Here is a 15,383-nt window from a genome sequence, read left to right as displayed (position 1 = left end):
AAGCCGTCGCAAGGCCCCGTGGAACAGCGCTTTCCGCCCGTCGCACGCCAACCCACCCAACGCCAGATTTGCGCGTGCATTCGCGCGCGCGAACTCGCACGGAGCGCACTCCATGATTCGTATTGCCGGACTTTTCACCGCTTTCGTCCTCCTCGCAGGCGCGAGCCTTTCGCCCGCCGCCGCCGAGGACAAGACCATCACCGTGTTCGCCGCGGCCTCGATGAAGAACGCGCTCGACGAGATCGACGCCGCCTACACCGCCAAGACCGGCGTCAAGTTCAGCGTCAGCTATGCCGCAAGCTCGGTGCTTGCCAAGCAGATCGAGCAGGGCGCGCCGGCCGACGTGTTCGTCTCCGCCGACACCGACTGGATGGACTACGCGATCTCGAAGAAGACCATCAACGAGCCGACCCGCGTCAATTTGCTCGGCAACAGCATCGTGCTGATCGCGCCGAAGGACTCCAAGATCGACAACGTCACGATCGCGCAAGGCTTTGACCTCGCCAAGCTCGCGGGCGACGGCAAGATCGCGACCGGCGACGTCAAGTCCGTGCCGGTCGGCAAATACGCCAAGGCGGCGCTGGAGAAGCTGGGCGCATGGCAGGCTGCGGAGCCGAAATTCGCCATGGCCGAGAGCGTGCGCGCCGCGCTGACGCTGGTGGCGCGTGGTGAGGCCAATCTCGGCATCGTCTATTCGACCGACGCCAAGGTCGAGCCCGGCGTGAAGGTCGTCGGCACCTTCCCGGCGGATTCGCATCCCGCGATCATCTATCCGGTTGCCGCGACCACCACCGCGAAGCCCGAGACCAACGACTATCTCGCCTTTCTGCGCTCGACCGCTGCCAAGACCATTCTGGAAAAATACGGCTTCAAGTTCCTGATCAGCCCGACGACTTGATATCTACAACTTGATGCTCGAGATCTCTCCCGCCGAATGGACGGCGATCCTGCTCTCGCTCAGGGTCGCCGTCATCGCCACGCTGGTCGCAACGCCGTTCGGCATTGCGCTGGCATGGCTGCTTGCCCGCCATGATTTCTGGGGCAAATCGGTGCTCGATGCGCTCGTGCATCTGCCGCTGGTACTGCCGCCTGTCGTTACGGGCTATCTCCTGCTCCTCACCTTTGGTCGCAAGGGACTCGTCGGCGGATTTCTGGCCGACTATCTCGGTATCGTCTTCGCGTTTCGCTGGACCGGGGCGGCGCTCGCCTGCGGCCTGATGTCGTTTCCGCTGCTGGTGCGCCCGATGCGGCTGTCGATCGAGGCGATCGACCGCCGACTCGAGCAGGCGGCTGAGACGCTGGGAGCGGCGCCCTGGAAAGTGTTCTTCACGGTGACGCTACCTCTGGCGCTGCCCGGCGTGCTAGCCGGCATGGTGCTGGGCTTTGCCAAGGCGATCGGCGAGTTCGGCGCGACCATCACCTTCGTCTCCAACATTCCCGGCGAAACCCAGACGATTTCCTCGGCGATCTACTCGCTAATCCAGACGCCCGATGGCGACGCGGCCGCGGGACGACTCGTGATCATCTCGATCGTGCTCGCGCTCGGCGCGCTGATCGCCGCCGAATGGTTCGCCCGCCGCGCCACACAGCGCTTGCACGGGAACTGACCATGCTGCGCGTCGACATCGAAAAACAACTCGGCGAATTCTCGCTCTCCGCAACCTTCACCAGCGAAGGTCGCGTCATCGGCCTGTTCGGCGCGTCGGGCGCCGGCAAGAGCTCGCTGGTCAACATGATCGCAGGCCTGCTGCGGCCCGACCGCGGCACCATCGTGATCGACGGCGAGACCGTCGACGACACCGCGGCCGGCATCCATGTGCCGACCTATCGCCGCCACATCGGCTATGTATTCCAGGACGCGCGGCTGTTTCCGCATCTCAACGTCGCGCAGAATCTCGACTATGGAAGGCGGATGAACGGCCTCACGCCCGATCCTGCCCAGCACAAGCGCATCATCGAGCTGCTCGACATCGGCGCGCTCCTTGATCGCCGTCCAGGAAAGCTCTCCGGCGGCGAACGCCAGCGCGTCGCGCTCGGGCGCGCGCTGCTGTCGAGGCCGCGCCTGCTGCTGCTCGACGAACCGCTCGGCGCGCTCGACGAGGGCCGCAAGCTGGAGATCCTGCCCTATCTGGTGCGGCTGCGCGACGAGGCCAATGTCCCCATGGTCTATGTCAGCCACGACGTCGCCGAGCTGCGCCAGCTCGCGACGCAGATCGTGATGCTGAAGCAGGGCCGCGTGACGTCGTTCGGCGGGGTGAAGGTGTTGACGTGAGGGGCGCTGACGGCTTGCCGAGACACCTCGCCCCACCATCGCTGTCATGAAGGCGGGGCATCCAGTACGCCGCGGCTTCTCGGTTCAATCACAATCGTCTCGGATTACTGGATCGCCCGGTCAAGCCGGGCGATGACAGCGAGGTTGTGGCGGCGGCGCGCAAGCAATGGTGAGCGCTAAACCCCCGCCACCGACGTCCACAAATCCGCGAGCTTGCGCTGCAGCGCCTGCCGGCGCGTCAGCGGCGCGGGCGTTTCCTCGTCCTCCGGCAGACGCAGGCCGACGAGGTTGACGCGGCCGCCGGAGATGCTGCGCGCGACCAGCACGATCTCGTCCAGCGGCAGCTCGGCGCCCTCCTTCGGCGCGCGGTCGAGATGGACGTCGAAATAGTCGGCGAGGGTCAGCTTGCCGTCATCCTCGCCGACCTTCACGCCGTAGATCTCGGCAAGCTCGGCCAGCGTGTGCTCGCCGGAGACCATGAAGTCGCCGAGCAGATGCGGATCCGGCGCCGAGCTCGGCTGCATGTCGACGAAGAAGCGGTCGAGCGACTCGGCCTTTTCCGGCGGGGCCAGCAGATAGATGTAGTCGCCGGGCGCGATCGGCTCGGCTTCCGTCGGGGTCAAGATGTTCTCATTGCGGATGACCAGCGTCGGCTTGGACCAGGACGGGATCAGACCGCGGCGGAAATACAGGCTCTTGGGCCGCACCGGATAGCCGACAAGTTGCTGCTCGAGCTGGCCGGGCAGATCCAGCTCGACGCGGCGTGGACCACGCTCGGCGCGCGGCAGCGCCACGTGCAGCTTGCGCGCCGCGGGCGCAAGCGTCCAGCCTTGCAGCAGCAGTGAGATGATGACGACGACGAAGGCGACGTCGAAATAAAGATAGGCCTTCGACAGGCCGACCAGCATCGGGATCGACGCCAGGAAGATCGCGACGGCACCGCGCAGGCCGGTCCAGGCGATGAAGATCTTTTCGCGCCAGTTGAAGCGGAACGGCGCCAGGCACACGAACACCGCGATCGGCCGCGCGACCAGCATCAGGACGAACGCAACCCCGACCGCCGGCAACACGCTGGTGCCGAGCCGGCTCGGCGAAACCAGCAGGCCCAGCAGCACGAACATCACGATCTGCGCCAGCCACGTCGCGGCATCCAGGAATGCCACCACGGAATTATGCGCGCGGGTCGGGCGGTTGCCGATGATGATGCCGGCGAGATAGACCGCGAGGAATCCGGAGGCGTGCATGATCTGCGAGCCGCCGAAGATCACGAGCGCCGCGGTCGTGACAAACGGCGCATGCAGGCCCTGCGGCAGCGCAACCCGGTTGAGCGCGACGACGACGAGACGACCCCCGAGGAAGCCGACGACGGCGCCCAGCACCGCCTCCTGGATGAACTCCATCGCCACATGGCCCGCCGAGCTCGATCCCAGCGAGATGTATTCGACCAGCATCAAGGTGAGGAAGATCGCGAAGGGATCGTTGGTGCCGGATTCGGCCTCCAGCGTCGCGCCGACGCGCGGACGCAGGCGCAGGCCCTGGGTGTGCACCAGCAGGAACACCGCAGCCGCGTCGGTCGAGGCCACGACGGCACCGACCAGCAGCGCTTCCGTCCAGTTGAGGTCGAGCGCGTATTTGGCGAACGGCGCCGTGATCAGCGCGGTCAGAAGCACCCCGACGGTCGCGAGCACAACGGAGGGCGCGAGCACGGTGCGGATGCTGGCAAAGCGCGTCTTCAGGCCGCCGTCGAACAGGATCAGGGCGAGCGCCACCGAGCCGACCAGATAGGTGGTGCGGACATCGTCGAACTGAAGCTGCCCGGGGCCGGAATCGCCTGCGAGCATGCCGATGGCAAGGAAGACGAGCAGCAGGGGCGCGCCGAAGCGCAGAGCAAGCAGGCTCGACAGGATACCGGCCATGACGAGGACGGCGCCGAGCAATATGGCGAGGCTGACAGAGTCGAGGGAAGCCATCCACCTTCCGGGTACAAATCGCTGGAATTGCATCCTTATCGTCGGCAGACTCCCACGCCAACCCATTTTCTCCCGCTCGCGGCAATCTGCCCGTATTTTGCGGCCTTAACGCGCTTCACTTAGCGGTGTATCGATGGCCCGGCGGCGCCCTTTGTGGAATTCTGCGCCGCCCTCGAATCAAATCCTCCCGCCTGCTTGCCGACGAGACCGATGGACATGGACCTCAAAGACTTCATGGAGTTCGTGCAGACCACCGCGCGCAGCGTCGGGGCGGAAATCTCCTCGCCCTGGTTCTACCTGCAATTCGGCCTGATCCTGGCCGCGGCCGGCATCGCCTATGCCGCGGAAGCCGGGGTTCGCAACCGCATCGACATGACAACGCTGGCGATACACTGGCCGCTGCCGCTCCGGCACTTCGCCCGGGTGATGGTCTCGAGCGCCTCGACGGCGGTGTTCACCCTGATGGTGATCCTCTCCCGCGTGGTGATGTATCACGCGACCTGGCCGAGCCGCAGCTATCTCCTGATGGTCGCCGCCAAGCTGGGACTGGCCTGGCTTGCGATCCGGCTCGTGACCTCGGTGCTGCGCAACGCCTTCATCGTCAAGCTGGTGTCTATCTCGGCGTGGTTCGTCGCGGCGCTGTCCATCATCGGACAGCTCGACACGACGGTCGAGCTGCTCGATTCCTTTGCGATCGTGCTCGGCGGCCTGCGGCTGACGCCGCTGCTGGTGATCAAGGCCGGCGCGCTCCTGCTCATCGCGCTCTGGGCCACCAACATCGCCAGCAATTTCGCCGAGAGCCGGATCAACTCGACCACCGATCTGACCCCGTCGGTGCAGGTGCTGCTGGTCAAGATCATCCGGATCGGGCTGCTGGCCATCGCAATCGTCATCGCGCTCGGCGCGGTCGGTATCGATCTCTCGGCGCTCGCGGTGTTCTCCGGCGCGGTCGGCGTCGGCATCGGTATCGGCCTACAGAAGATCGTCGCCAACTTCATCTCGGGCATCATCCTGCTTGCGGACAAGTCGGTGAAGCCGGGCGACCTCGTCACCATCGGCGACAATACCGGGCGCATCAGCGCGATGAAGACGCGCTATATTTCCGTCGCCGCCGGCGATGGCCGCGAATTCCTGGTGCCGAACGAGGACCTGGTGACGCAGAAGGTCGTCAACTGGACCTATACCGACAAGAACACGCTGGTGAAGATCGCCTTCGGCACCAATTACGACGCCGACCCGCGGCTGGTTTGCAAGCTCGCCGCGGAGACCGCGGCCGCCCATCCCCGCGCGCAGAAGGGCAAGCCGCCGAACAGCATCCTGACCGAGTTCGCGGAAGCCGGGATGAAGTTCTCGCTGACCTTCTGGATCGCGGACCCCGACGGCATGGATGGCGTCAAGAGTGACGTGATGCTGGCGCTATGGGAGGCCTTCAAGCGCGAGGGCATCCGGGTTCCCTATCCCGTCCGCGAGATTCGCGTCCGGGGCGGCGCCCTGCCGGTGGAAACCACCGTAGAAGTCCCGAATTAGGCCCTGTTTCGGGCGCAAGAGCCACACCTGACTTGCATGAGGGCCCGTGATCATTAGATTATGGCCCTGAAATCAAGCCCTTCCGCCGACATCGAGACCAGCCCCGCATGAGCTACGTCGAAGCCTCCGATACCTCCCTGCGCAAGACCGGACAGATCAAGCTGCACGGGCCGAGCGCCTTCGCCGGCATGCACAAGGCGGGCGCGCTGGTGGCGAAGTGCCTCGACGAGCTCACCGATATCGTCGGGCCCGGCGTGCCGACCGAGCGCATCGACCAGTTCGTCCGCGACTTCGCTTTCAGCCACGGCGCCTATCCGGCGACGCTGATGTATCGCGGCTACCGCTACTCGACCTGCACCTCGCTCAACCACGTGGTCTGCCACGGCATGCCCGGTGACCGTCCGTTGAAGGAAGGCGACATCGTCAACATCGACGTCACCTTCATCGTCGACGGCTGGTACGGCGATTCCAGCCGGATGTATGCGGTCGGCCCGATCGCCCGCAAGGCCGAGCGGCTGATCGAGGTGACGTATGAGGCGATGATGCGCGGCATCGCCGCGGTCAAGCCGGGCGCCACCACCGGCGACATCGGCCACGCCATCCAGAGCTTCGTCGAGCCGCAAGGCATGAGCGTGGTGCGCGATTTCTGCGGCCATGGCCTGGGGCGCATGTTCCACGACGAGCCGAACATCATCCATATCGGCCGGCCCGGCGAAGGCGTTCAGCTCAAGCCCGGCATGTTCTTCACCATCGAGCCGATGATCAATCTCGGCAAGCCGCACGTGAAGATCCTCTCCGACGGCTGGACCGCGGTGACCCGCGACCGCTCGCTGTCGGCGCAGTTCGAGCACTCCGTCGGCGTGACCGCGACAGGCGTCGAGATCTTCACGCTGTCGAAGCGGCACGGCGAGACGCAGATCGGGTGATGCCCGGCAGGACCGCGATGCGATCCTGCCATCCTGTTCGCCGGCGACGATCCGTCGTCAGAGGCGGACCTCTTACAGCACGTAGCCACCATCGATGGTGAGGCTGGCGCCGGTCATATAGCCGGATTCCGGGCCCGCCACATATGACACCAGCGCGGCGATCTCGCCGGGCTCACCGACGCGCTTCAACGGAACGATCTCTTTCAGCCGCGACACCATCGTGGCCGTCATGTCGGTCTCGGTCGGGCCCGGCTGGACGTTGTTGACCGTGATCCGGCGAGGCGCCAGGTCGAGCGCAACGCCGCGGACCAAGGAGGCAACGGCGGCCTTCGTCATGGCATAGACGCTGCCTCCCGGCGTCCCTGTCCGGATCGCCGTGTTGCTCCCGATCGTGATGATGCGGCCGCCGTCACGCATCTGCCCGGCTGCCGCCTGGATGGCCAGAAAGACGCCGCGGATATTCACATCGAGAATGAGGTCGAGGTCTTCCAGGCTGAACTGCTCGACGGGACCGAGGCGGAGAATGCCCGCGTTGACGACGACCGCATCAAGCACCCCAAGCCGGCTCACGGTCTCGGCGACGGCCGCGCGAATCGCGGCGGGATCGGCGCTATCGGCCTTGATCGCGATGGCCTTGCGGCCAGCGTTCTCGATCGCGGCCACGATTTCGGCGGCACTGTCCGGTCGCGACACGTAGGTTAGCGCGATATCGAACCCGTCCCGTGCGAGACGGACCGCGATCGCGGCGCCAATGCCGCGCGCTCCACCAAACACCAACGCGACTTTGCTGCTCATTTTCTCTCTCCTCTTTTTGAACGATCGTTCCAGATTTGACAAAAAAAAATTACCCGAGGGCGCGCAATGCGATTGCGCCGAGCGCCCGTAATTGGCGCGGCCTGGCGCCACCGCGCGCGGCGATTCGAATACCGGCAACATTCGCCAGCAGAAACTCGGCTGCGTCGTCGGCGTCGAGATCCCGCGCCACGTCGCCGTCGGCCTGCGCTTCGCGCAAGCGTTTCGAAACAGCGCCCTGGAGCGCGCGGCCTGACGCCGCATGGATGCTGGTGAGGTCATCCCGCGAGCGGCCGAACTCGCTGATCGAGCCGATGCCCAGGCAAGCCTCGTTCGCGTCGCGAACGACGCGGTCGATCATCGCCCTGAGGCCGTCAATCGCGCGCGGCGGCGCCCGCAGCGCGGCAAGATGGGCTTCGACCTCGCTGGCCGCGTAGCGGCGCACCGCGGCGCAATAGAGTTGCCATTTGTCGCCAAACGTATCGTAGATGCTCTGGCGGCCGATCCCCATGGCGTCAACAAGCATCTGCGTAGAGGTTCCCTCGAAACCGTGCTCGCGAAACGCACCGATCGCGGCATCGAGCGCCTCGTCCTGATCGAATTCCTTGGTCCTTGCCATGATACGACAATAGTTATTCTGGAACGAATAGTCAATTATCAAATGCAGCGGCATTGCCCGCGACATGGCGGGAAGCAGATCGGGTGATGCCTGGCTCGGCGGCCTAGTGGCGGCGCCGGAATGACGACGGCGGCCGCTTGTAGGTCGCGACAAATGCATCGTTGAATCTGCGAACGCTGCCGAAACCGGCGGCGAAGGCGATCTCCGACAATGTCATGCTGGTCTGGTCGATCAGACGCTTGGCTTCCTGCACACGGCGGGTCGCGGCGATCTCGCTCGGGCTCGCACCGGCGTGGCGCATGAACAGGCGGAGCAGATGGCGCGGCCCGACTCCCAGGACTTCCGCAAGGTCCATCATCGACGCGCGATCCAGGAATCCGTCATTGATCAGGCGCATCCCGCGCGCGACGGTGGTGGCCGTTCCCATCCAGGCCGGCGATCCCGGCGCGGTTTCCGGCCGGCAGCGCAGGCACGGGCGAAAGCCGGCGCGCTCGGCGGCAGCGGCGGTCGCATAAAAGGTGACGTTCTCGGAGCGCGCCGGGCGAACCGGGCAGACCGGCCGGCAGTAGATCCTCGTCGAGCGAACGCCGGAGAAGAACAGCCCGTCGAACGCGCGTGCCCGCGCCAGCCGCGCCCGATCGCAGGTGTCCCAGTCGAGATGCGGCGGCAGCGTTTGCCGATGTGCCGAGCCTGTTGCCATGGCGGAAGAATAGTTTCATCGCAGCCCGCCGAGTAGCTGGAATCGGACTCGATCGGGCGATGAGGTCCGAATCCAGCCAGCCTGCGCCACCACGCCGGATCATGGTCCCGGTCCATCCCGGAGCAGATTCGCAATGCACACGCAGGCCCAACAAACGACGTCAGGACAAACCACGCTCACGTTCGAGATCGGGCTCCTGCTCCTCCTCTCATTAATCTGGGGCAGCTCGTTCACGCTGATCAAGGTCGCAATCCCGACGATCCCGCCGTTCACGATGGTCGCCGCGCGCGTGACGATCGCGGCCATTCTCCTGATCGCGATCGCTCGCGCTCAGGGGCACGCTCTTCCCGCCCGGGGACCGGTGTGGGCGGCTTTCTTCGCGCAGGGGCTGCTACAGAGCGCGCTGCCGTTTACCCTGATCAGCTGGGGCGAGCTGCATATCGCAAGCGGTCTCGCCGGCGTGCTCAATGCGACCCCGCCGATGTTCGTGCTCGCGATCGCGATGATGACCGGACGCGGGCGACAGGCGATCAGCAGCCGGAAGATCATCGGCGTCGCGCTCGGTCTTGCGGGCGTCGCGGTGACGATCGGCATCGATGCGCTGTCCGCCTTGGGCACGACGGCCCCGCTGGCGCAGGCCGCCGTGCTCGGCGCAAGCCTCTGCTACGCGCTCGCACCGATATGGGGGCAGCGGTTCTCCGGCTTTCCCGCCACCGTCACGGCGGCCGGCGCCATGAGCTGTGCCGCGATCCTCATGGTCCCTGCCGCACTCGTCCTCGAGCGACCCTGGACGCTGGCACCGACTTCGCACGCGGTCGCGGCCGTCGTCAGCCTCGCGGTGATCTGCACGGCGCTCGCGATGGTGATCTATTTCCGCCTGATCCGCACGCTCGGCCCACTCGGCACGACCAGCGGCAGCTATCTGCGCGCCGGCTTCGCGGTGGCGCTCGGCACGGCATGGCTTGGCGAACGCTTCACCTGGTCGGCCCTTGCAGGCATGACGCTCATTCTCGCCGGGGTCATCGCCATCACGATGCCCCTGCCGGCGCGGCAGCGTGGTCTCGAACAGTGAGAGCGTCAGCGGGGCGGTCTCTTGGACCGCCCCCGAACCGCCGTTACCGATCAGGCGTGATTGACCTCGACGACCTCGCACAGGATCGTCTCGGCCTTCGACAGCGCCGCAAGGCTCTGGATGTACGGCGCAAATCGCGGATCCCGGCGAAAATTCTCGATGTCCCCCGCGCTTGCCCATTGCGAGTAGTTGATCGCGCGCCGGCCCTCCTTGCTGGCGTGGACGCTGGACGAGATGAACCCGGGCTGCTTGCTGAAGAAGGTCTCGGTGCCCTCCTTCAGCAACTGAACCAGCTTTTGCTGGTTGTCCGGCTCGACCGTGAAGACGTTGACGAGGGTCGTGACGTCGCTACCGGTGCGAATGGTCGCTTCCATTTTCGAACTCCTGTTCTGGCCGTGGGACGGCGCCGCTTGCGCGACGAGCAAGACGCCCGCTCCGAGGCCGGTGGCAACGAAGGCACGGCGCGACGGCTCAGGTCTGGTCCGGGACATTGATATTCTCCTGTTGCGGAAGATCGGCTGGCCACTCGACCGGCCAACAGCGCTGAGACGAACGAGGCAGGAGAACGAAGACAGCTGGTGTGAAATTTTTTCCGACGGCTCAATCGCCCCGAGCATAGGCGGCGCCGGGAATCCGGGCCGGCAACATCCTGACCGGCTCCCGGCGTTGCCGATGCGCGCGAACTCTGCTACCCGGAGCGCGCCGAAAAAGGCATGGCCGGATTGGTAAGCCCGGCCTGTTCCTGACTTGCCAGGAATTCTGCCACCGTCTCCACGGTAGGACCCACGGCCGGACAGAGTGACGCGATCGTCACGCTGCTCGGCGGGTCATGTCATCGTGTCAACTCGGCCGCCGCTCAGTGTGGAATCTCGTTCCGTCCGTTCCTTCACCTGACCGGAGAGCACCTATGCGACTGCAACATCTCAACCTCGTGACCTCGGACGTCACCGCGCTTGCCGCCTTCTTCCAGCGCTTCTTCCGCTTTGCACCCTATGCCTCGCGCGGCGAAGCCCTCGTCGTCCTGCGCAACAAGGAGGATTTCATCCTGACCGTGATGCGCGGCAAGACAGGCGAGCCGGCCGAATATCCCGCCAATTTCCATATCGGCTTCTACTACGACGAGGCCGCCGAGGTGGAAGCCAAGCACGCCGAGCTAAAGGCCGCGGGCCTCAACCCGAGCAGGATCGCCTCCATGGACCGTGGCGGCGGCGTCCGCGTCCCGCACTTCTATGTCACCGCGCCGGGCAATGTCCTGGTCGAGGTCTGCACCCCGCCGGGAGGGCTTTCGCCGTAGGCGGACGACGAGGCGCCGGCGGTCGTGCCAATGAGCGAGCCGCCGGGGCCGGACACTTCCCGGTTGCAAAACACGCGCCGTACGGCATGGTTATGCCTGATGCCCGCCAAGACCGACCACGACAAGAGCAAGCCCGAGGACGCGCCGCACTATCACGGCCATCGCGAGCGGCTGCGCGAGCGCTTCTACAGCGCCGGCGCGGATGCGCTCAGCGACTACGAGCTGCTGGAGATGGCGCTGTTTCCGGCGCTGCCGCGGCGCGACACCAAACCGCTGGCGAAAATGCTGATCAAGACCTTTGGCTCGTTCGCCGAGGTCGTGCACGCGCCGGTGGCACGCCTGCGCGAGGTCGACGGCATCGGCGAAGCCGCGATCCACCAGCTCAAGCTGATCGCGGCGGCGACCCATCGCGTCGCCAAGGGCGAGGTCAACAGCCGCAACGCGCTGTCGTCCTGGAACGAAGTAATCGATTATTGCCGCTCCAGCATGGCCTTTGCCGACAAGGAGCAATTCCGCCTGCTCTTCCTCGACAAGCGCAACCAGCTCATCGCCGACGAGGTGCAGCAAACCGGCACCGTCGACCACACCCCGGTCTATCCGCGCGAGGTGATCAAGCGCGCGCTGGAGCTGTCGGCGACCGCGCTGATCCTGGTGCACAACCACCCCAGCGGCGATCCCTCGCCGTCACAGGCCGACATCCAGATGACCAAGGCCATCATCGACATCGCCAAGCCGCTCGGCATCGCCGTGCACGACCACATCATCGTCGGCAAACAAGGTCACGCCAGTCTGAAGGGACTGAAGCTGATCTAAACGACGTCCCCTCTTGGGGGCTAAAGCGGACCTTACCGCGAACCTCGCAAAACGACGCGATTGCCCCAGAGCAGTCATCAGTCCCGCTGGCAACTCGAGGTTGTCCAGAGAGCACGGCGTAGATCCGTTGGATCAGCATTGTTGTCCCATGCGTGACGCGTAAGCGACAGCGGTCGGGATAATGGATTGCTGCCGCGATCGCCACAGATGCGGCGTCTTCGCACAACAATTCTGGTGCTCGTTGCCTTTCGCGATCGCGTGTGATCGGGCGCAACAAAATGGAACTGCGCAAGCCTTTGCGATTACTTGCCGGTCAGGCGCCGCGTCGGCACCCTCTGCGAGCACGGGTGCTTTCCGTTGTTCTGCCTTGCGTGATTATCATCGCCGCACCGCAAGCGGCCCGCGCTCAATGTACAACTGATCCCGTCAACGGCGGCATCCTTCAGAACGGCGGAACCTGCGTAGCCAATAATCCGGTGAGCACCGGTTTCAACATCGCGGTCAGCGCGTTGAACGGCGCAAACGTGACGACCAATGGCACGGTGTCGGCCAATGGTGGTGGAACAGGAATCCAGGCCACCACCAACGCCACGGTCACCGCAAACGCAAATGTAACCGCCGCCAGCACTGGCCTGATTGCGAACACCGGCGGCACGATCATCATTAATGCGATCACCCTGGCGAATTCTGGCGGCGGCGGCGCGGCCATGATCGCCACCACCGGCACGATCATCGCGAATAGCACGACCGTGAATTGGAACGGCGGCGCCGCGGTCGGGGTGGGCGGGGTAGTGCAGGCCACGGCGGGAGGTCTGATTCAATTCACACCTGGCTCGTCGATCAATCTCGCCGGTGGCTTCGGCAAGTTGATGACCGCCGACGGTGCGACAAGCCAAATCATCGCCAATGGTCTTTCCGTGAACATGGGTGTTTCGGGCGGCATGACCGCGGCTACGGCGCAGAACGGGGGGAGTATCCAGCTCGCGAGCGGCAGCAGCATCACGTTCGCCGGAGGCGGCGGGAATACCGGCCTATCGGCAACAGGGGCCAACAGTTCGATCACGGCGACCGATCTGAGCTTGTCGGTAGGTAATGGCGGTGGTGATGTCGGTGTGAACGCCGTGTCCGGGGGCCAGGTAACGTTGACGCGCGGCTCCGTTACCGTTCCGGGCATTGGCGGCGGGGAGATAGGACTTCGGGCGACGGGGGCGAACAGCCTGGTTACCGCAAACGATGTGGTCGTCAGCGTGACGGGAGGCGGTGGAAACGCTGGAGTGAATGCGACGACTGGCGGCACCGTTACGACGAGTGGTGGCTCGGTGTCCGTCGTCAACGGCGCGGGCGGGCTGCTGCAGAACGGCGGCAACGTAACTATGACCGGAACCGACGCGACCGCGTCAGGAAATGGCGGCTTCGGCTTTCTGTTCAACGGTAGCGGAAACACGTTGCAGTACAGCAACGCCACCATCGTGGCCAGCGCCGCCTCCTTCTCGGTGCAGGGCGCCGCGGCCAACATCAGTCTTAGTAATGCCGTCGCAGTAACAAATAACAACACCCTGCTCGAAACGGTGTCTGGAGCCAGCACGACGTTCAACGCACAGGCATCGACCTTGCGAGGGGTGATCACGACGGCGGCCGGCGGCATCAGCACAGTCACCCTTGCGCAGAATACCGTCTGGACGATGACGGGCAATTCGAACGCAACCAACCTGACCAACAACAGCAGTGAGATCATCTTCACCCCGCCGACCGCGGACCCCACACAACTGTCGAGCTACAAGACGCTGATTGCGAATAACTATGGGGGCGCAGGCGGCTCGATCACGCTCAATACTTTTCTCGGCAACGACACTTCGCCATCCGACAGGTTAGTCATCAACGGCGGCGCAGCGACGGGCTCGACAGCTCTCAGAGTATTGAACACGACCGGTCCCGGCGATCAGACCGTTGCGAACGGCATCCTTTTGGTGCAGACCGTCAACAACGCCACCACGGCGCCCGGCGCTTTCTCGCTCGCCGGCGAGGTGCGCGGCGGCGCTTATGATTACTTCCTGTTTCGCGGCGGCATTAACGGCAATGCGCCCCAGGATTGGTTCCTGCGCTCGACTTTCGATTCGGGGCCGACACCCCCGGACCCGCCGATTGTCCCGCCGCCGATCCTGCCGCCCGATCCGCCGCCGGACGGCCTGCCGCCCGGCTCCTACCCAATCATCGGGCCTGGACTTGCAACCTACGGGTCCGTTCAACCTATGGCCCGGCAAATCGGCCTCGCCACGCTTGGTACGCTCAACCAGCGAGTCGGCGACACAATGACATTGTTGAATGCGGGTGCCGACCCCAATGGCTGGGGCCGGTCAGACTGGGCGCGCGTTTTCGGTCAGCAGATCAACGGCCACTACCAGGCCTTCGCCGACCCGCGCACCGATGGCTGGCTGGCGGGCTTCCAAGGCGGAATCGATCTCTGGCGCGGCAGCACCATCCCCGGTCACCGCGACTCTGCTGGACTTTACTTCGCCTATACCCAGGCGCGGGCCGACGTGACCGGGCTGGTCACAAACCCGGCGGCCACTGGCTACATGCTCACCCACACCGGGACCAACGACATCCAGGCTTACTCGGCCGGCGGCTACTGGACACACTACGGTCCGACCGGCTGGTACCTCGACGCGATCCTGCAGGGGACGCTCTATCGCGGCAACGCGACGACGCAATTCACGCAATTGCCGCTCACGGGCGCCGGCTTCGTTGCTTCGCTGGAGACGGGCTATCCAATCCCGATGCCGCTTGGCCCAGGCTTCGTGCTCGAGCCGCAGGCCCAGATCATCTGGCAACGGGTCTCGTTCGACGAAGCCAATGACGGCCTGGGCCCGGTCGGGCTGGGCACGACGTCGGGTCCGATCGGACGGCTCGGCCTGCGCGGGCAGTGGAATACCACGAGCAGCAACGGGATGCTCTGGCAGCCTTATGCAGGCGTCAATTACTGGCGCAGCTGGGGCGCGGGAGCGGACACCACTTTTGGCATCGATCAAGTGCTGCTGCTGCAGAAGATGCAGACGGTCGAAACTTTCGTCGGCTTCACCGGCAAGCTCGACAAGAGCTACAGCGTCTATGCTCAATTCGGTTATCAATTCGAGGTCGGCAGCACGGTCAACGCGGGCCCGCAAGGCGCCAAAGGCACCGCGGGCATACGCTACAGCTGGTGAATAGGGTTTCATCAAGCTGCTTGCGATCTCTACGCGCAGCGAGGCCCGCATTCCGCGGCCTGCCGTATACACTATGTGCATGTCCGGATGCGGCCCTGTTTGGCCGCTTCCATGCGGCCGTCTTCGCTTGGTCACCAATGCCCCGGATTGGCAGCCTACAACGCGCCGATCGCCTCGGCTAAAGCATGATCCGGA

The 15,383-nt window shown here is 65.0% G+C and carries 14 protein-coding genes; 9 read left to right on the top strand and 5 right to left on the bottom strand.

All coding sequences use genetic code 11. The features are described 5' to 3' along the window. Positions 1-112 precede the first annotated feature (112 nt). Genes modA through modC form a run of 3 tightly spaced genes read left to right on the top strand, consistent with a single transcriptional unit; the run spans position 113 to position 2,272 of the window. A complete protein-coding gene (gene modA / locus AB7245_RS03840; protein WP_085402660.1) occupies positions 113-898 on the top strand; it encodes a molybdate ABC transporter substrate-binding protein in 786 nt (261 codons plus the stop codon). Positions 899-911: 13 nt separating this feature from the next. Next, a complete protein-coding gene (gene modB, locus AB7245_RS03835) occupies positions 912-1,607 on the top strand; it encodes a molybdate ABC transporter permease subunit (RefSeq protein WP_028148288.1) in 696 nt (231 codons plus the stop codon). 2 nt (positions 1,608-1,609) lie between these two features. Next, positions 1,610-2,272, top strand: a complete 663-nt coding sequence (gene modC / locus AB7245_RS03830; RefSeq protein ID WP_439033896.1) for a molybdenum ABC transporter ATP-binding protein — start codon at positions 1,610-1,612, stop codon at positions 2,270-2,272. A gap of 176 nt (positions 2,273-2,448) precedes the next feature. On the opposite strand, the gene AB7245_RS03825 is transcribed toward modC, so the two are convergent. Further along, positions 2,449-4,242 carry a potassium/proton antiporter gene (locus tag AB7245_RS03825; protein WP_085402662.1) on the bottom strand — a complete coding sequence of 598 codons (1,794 nt, stop codon included), beginning with the start codon at positions 4,240-4,242 and terminating at the stop codon, positions 2,449-2,451. Between the two features lie 210 nt (positions 4,243-4,452). Between AB7245_RS03825 and AB7245_RS03820 the strand changes: the two genes are divergently transcribed. Both AB7245_RS03820 and map read left to right on the top strand, forming a co-directional pair. Continuing rightward, positions 4,453-5,769 (top strand): mechanosensitive ion channel family protein, encoded by a 1,317-nt coding sequence (locus AB7245_RS03820; RefSeq protein ID WP_085402663.1) that lies wholly within the window; start codon positions 4,453-4,455, stop codon positions 5,767-5,769. A 107-nt stretch (positions 5,770-5,876) separates the two neighbouring features. Beyond that, positions 5,877-6,695 carry a type I methionyl aminopeptidase gene (gene map, locus AB7245_RS03815; protein ID WP_063980716.1) on the top strand — a complete coding sequence of 273 codons (819 nt, stop codon included), beginning with the start codon at positions 5,877-5,879 and terminating at the stop codon, positions 6,693-6,695. Between the two features lie 72 nt (positions 6,696-6,767). Here map and AB7245_RS03810 read toward each other — a convergent pair whose 3' ends face one another. The 3 genes from AB7245_RS03810 to AB7245_RS03800 all read right to left on the bottom strand — a co-directional run bounded on the left by AB7245_RS03810 (position 6,768) and on the right by AB7245_RS03800 (position 8,806). Continuing rightward, entirely contained in the window at positions 6,768-7,490 is a 723-nt protein-coding gene (locus tag AB7245_RS03810) for a 3-oxoacyl-ACP reductase family protein (protein WP_094184218.1), read from the bottom strand. Between the two features lie 49 nt (positions 7,491-7,539). After that, entirely contained in the window at positions 7,540-8,106 is a 567-nt protein-coding gene (locus AB7245_RS03805) for a TetR/AcrR family transcriptional regulator (RefSeq protein WP_439033895.1), read from the bottom strand. 103 nt (positions 8,107-8,209) lie between these two features. Beyond that, positions 8,210-8,806, bottom strand: coding sequence for a bifunctional transcriptional activator/DNA repair enzyme AdaA (locus tag AB7245_RS03800; RefSeq protein WP_085402665.1), 597 nt, complete (start codon positions 8,804-8,806; stop codon positions 8,210-8,212). Between the two features lie 133 nt (positions 8,807-8,939). Here AB7245_RS03800 and AB7245_RS03795 point away from each other — a divergent pair, with 133 nt between their 5' ends. Continuing rightward, positions 8,940-9,878, top strand: a complete 939-nt coding sequence (locus tag AB7245_RS03795) for a DMT family transporter (RefSeq protein WP_085402666.1) — start codon at positions 8,940-8,942, stop codon at positions 9,876-9,878. Between the two features lie 50 nt (positions 9,879-9,928). Here the strand turns inward: AB7245_RS03795 and AB7245_RS03790 are convergent, their stop codons facing one another. After that, positions 9,929-10,369 carry an antibiotic biosynthesis monooxygenase family protein gene (locus AB7245_RS03790; RefSeq protein WP_439033894.1) on the bottom strand — a complete coding sequence of 147 codons (441 nt, stop codon included), beginning with the start codon at positions 10,367-10,369 and terminating at the stop codon, positions 9,929-9,931. 416 nt (positions 10,370-10,785) lie between these two features. Here AB7245_RS03790 and AB7245_RS03785 point away from each other — a divergent pair, with 416 nt between their 5' ends. The 3 genes from AB7245_RS03785 to AB7245_RS03775 all read left to right on the top strand — a co-directional run bounded on the left by AB7245_RS03785 (position 10,786) and on the right by AB7245_RS03775 (position 15,188). Then, positions 10,786-11,172: a VOC family protein gene (locus tag AB7245_RS03785; RefSeq protein ID WP_085402668.1), complete on the top strand. Its 387-nt coding sequence runs from the start codon at positions 10,786-10,788 to the stop codon at positions 11,170-11,172. 99 nt (positions 11,173-11,271) lie between these two features. Continuing rightward, positions 11,272-11,985: a RadC family protein gene (gene radC, locus AB7245_RS03780; RefSeq protein WP_085402669.1), complete on the top strand. Its 714-nt coding sequence runs from the start codon at positions 11,272-11,274 to the stop codon at positions 11,983-11,985. 278 nt (positions 11,986-12,263) lie between these two features. Beyond that, positions 12,264-15,188, top strand: coding sequence for an autotransporter family protein (locus AB7245_RS03775; protein WP_244623291.1), 2,925 nt, complete (start codon positions 12,264-12,266; stop codon positions 15,186-15,188). Positions 15,189-15,383: the final 195 nt, after the last annotated feature.

Origin of the sequence: Bradyrhizobium sp. 604_D8_N2_3 (genome assembly GCF_051810765.1) — a bacterium.
Lineage (GTDB): Bacteria > Pseudomonadota > Alphaproteobacteria > Rhizobiales > Xanthobacteraceae > Bradyrhizobium > Bradyrhizobium barranii.
The sequence above is the reverse complement of the archived record's forward strand: the minus strand, read 5'-3'. Positions and strand labels throughout refer to the sequence as shown.

Excerpts from the sequence above, each read along its gene's own strand:
- modA (WP_085402660.1), top strand. The coding sequence starts at position 113 with ATGATTCGTATTGCCGGACTTTTCACCGCTTTCGTCCTCCTCGCAGGC.
- modB (WP_028148288.1), top strand. The coding sequence starts at position 912 with ATGCTCGAGATCTCTCCCGCCGAATGGACGGCGATCCTGCTCTCGCTC.
- modC (WP_439033896.1), top strand. The coding sequence starts at position 1,610 with ATGCTGCGCGTCGACATCGAAAAACAACTCGGCGAATTCTCGCTCTCC.
- AB7245_RS03825 (WP_085402662.1), bottom strand. The coding sequence starts at position 4,242 with ATGGCTTCCCTCGACTCTGTCAGCCTCGCCATATTGCTCGGCGCCGTC.
- AB7245_RS03820 (WP_085402663.1), top strand. The coding sequence starts at position 4,453 with ATGGACATGGACCTCAAAGACTTCATGGAGTTCGTGCAGACCACCGCG.
- map (WP_063980716.1), top strand. The coding sequence starts at position 5,877 with ATGAGCTACGTCGAAGCCTCCGATACCTCCCTGCGCAAGACCGGACAG.
- AB7245_RS03810 (WP_094184218.1), bottom strand. The coding sequence starts at position 7,490 with ATGAGCAGCAAAGTCGCGTTGGTGTTTGGTGGAGCGCGCGGCATTGGC.
- AB7245_RS03805 (WP_439033895.1), bottom strand. The coding sequence starts at position 8,106 with ATGGCAAGGACCAAGGAATTCGATCAGGACGAGGCGCTCGATGCCGCG.
- AB7245_RS03800 (WP_085402665.1), bottom strand. The coding sequence starts at position 8,806 with ATGGCAACAGGCTCGGCACATCGGCAAACGCTGCCGCCGCATCTCGAC.
- AB7245_RS03795 (WP_085402666.1), top strand. The coding sequence starts at position 8,940 with ATGCACACGCAGGCCCAACAAACGACGTCAGGACAAACCACGCTCACG.
- AB7245_RS03790 (WP_439033894.1), bottom strand. The coding sequence starts at position 10,369 with ATGTCCCGGACCAGACCTGAGCCGTCGCGCCGTGCCTTCGTTGCCACC.
- AB7245_RS03785 (WP_085402668.1), top strand. The coding sequence starts at position 10,786 with ATGCGACTGCAACATCTCAACCTCGTGACCTCGGACGTCACCGCGCTT.
- radC (WP_085402669.1), top strand. The coding sequence starts at position 11,272 with ATGCCCGCCAAGACCGACCACGACAAGAGCAAGCCCGAGGACGCGCCG.
- AB7245_RS03775 (WP_244623291.1), top strand. The coding sequence starts at position 12,264 with ATGGAACTGCGCAAGCCTTTGCGATTACTTGCCGGTCAGGCGCCGCGT.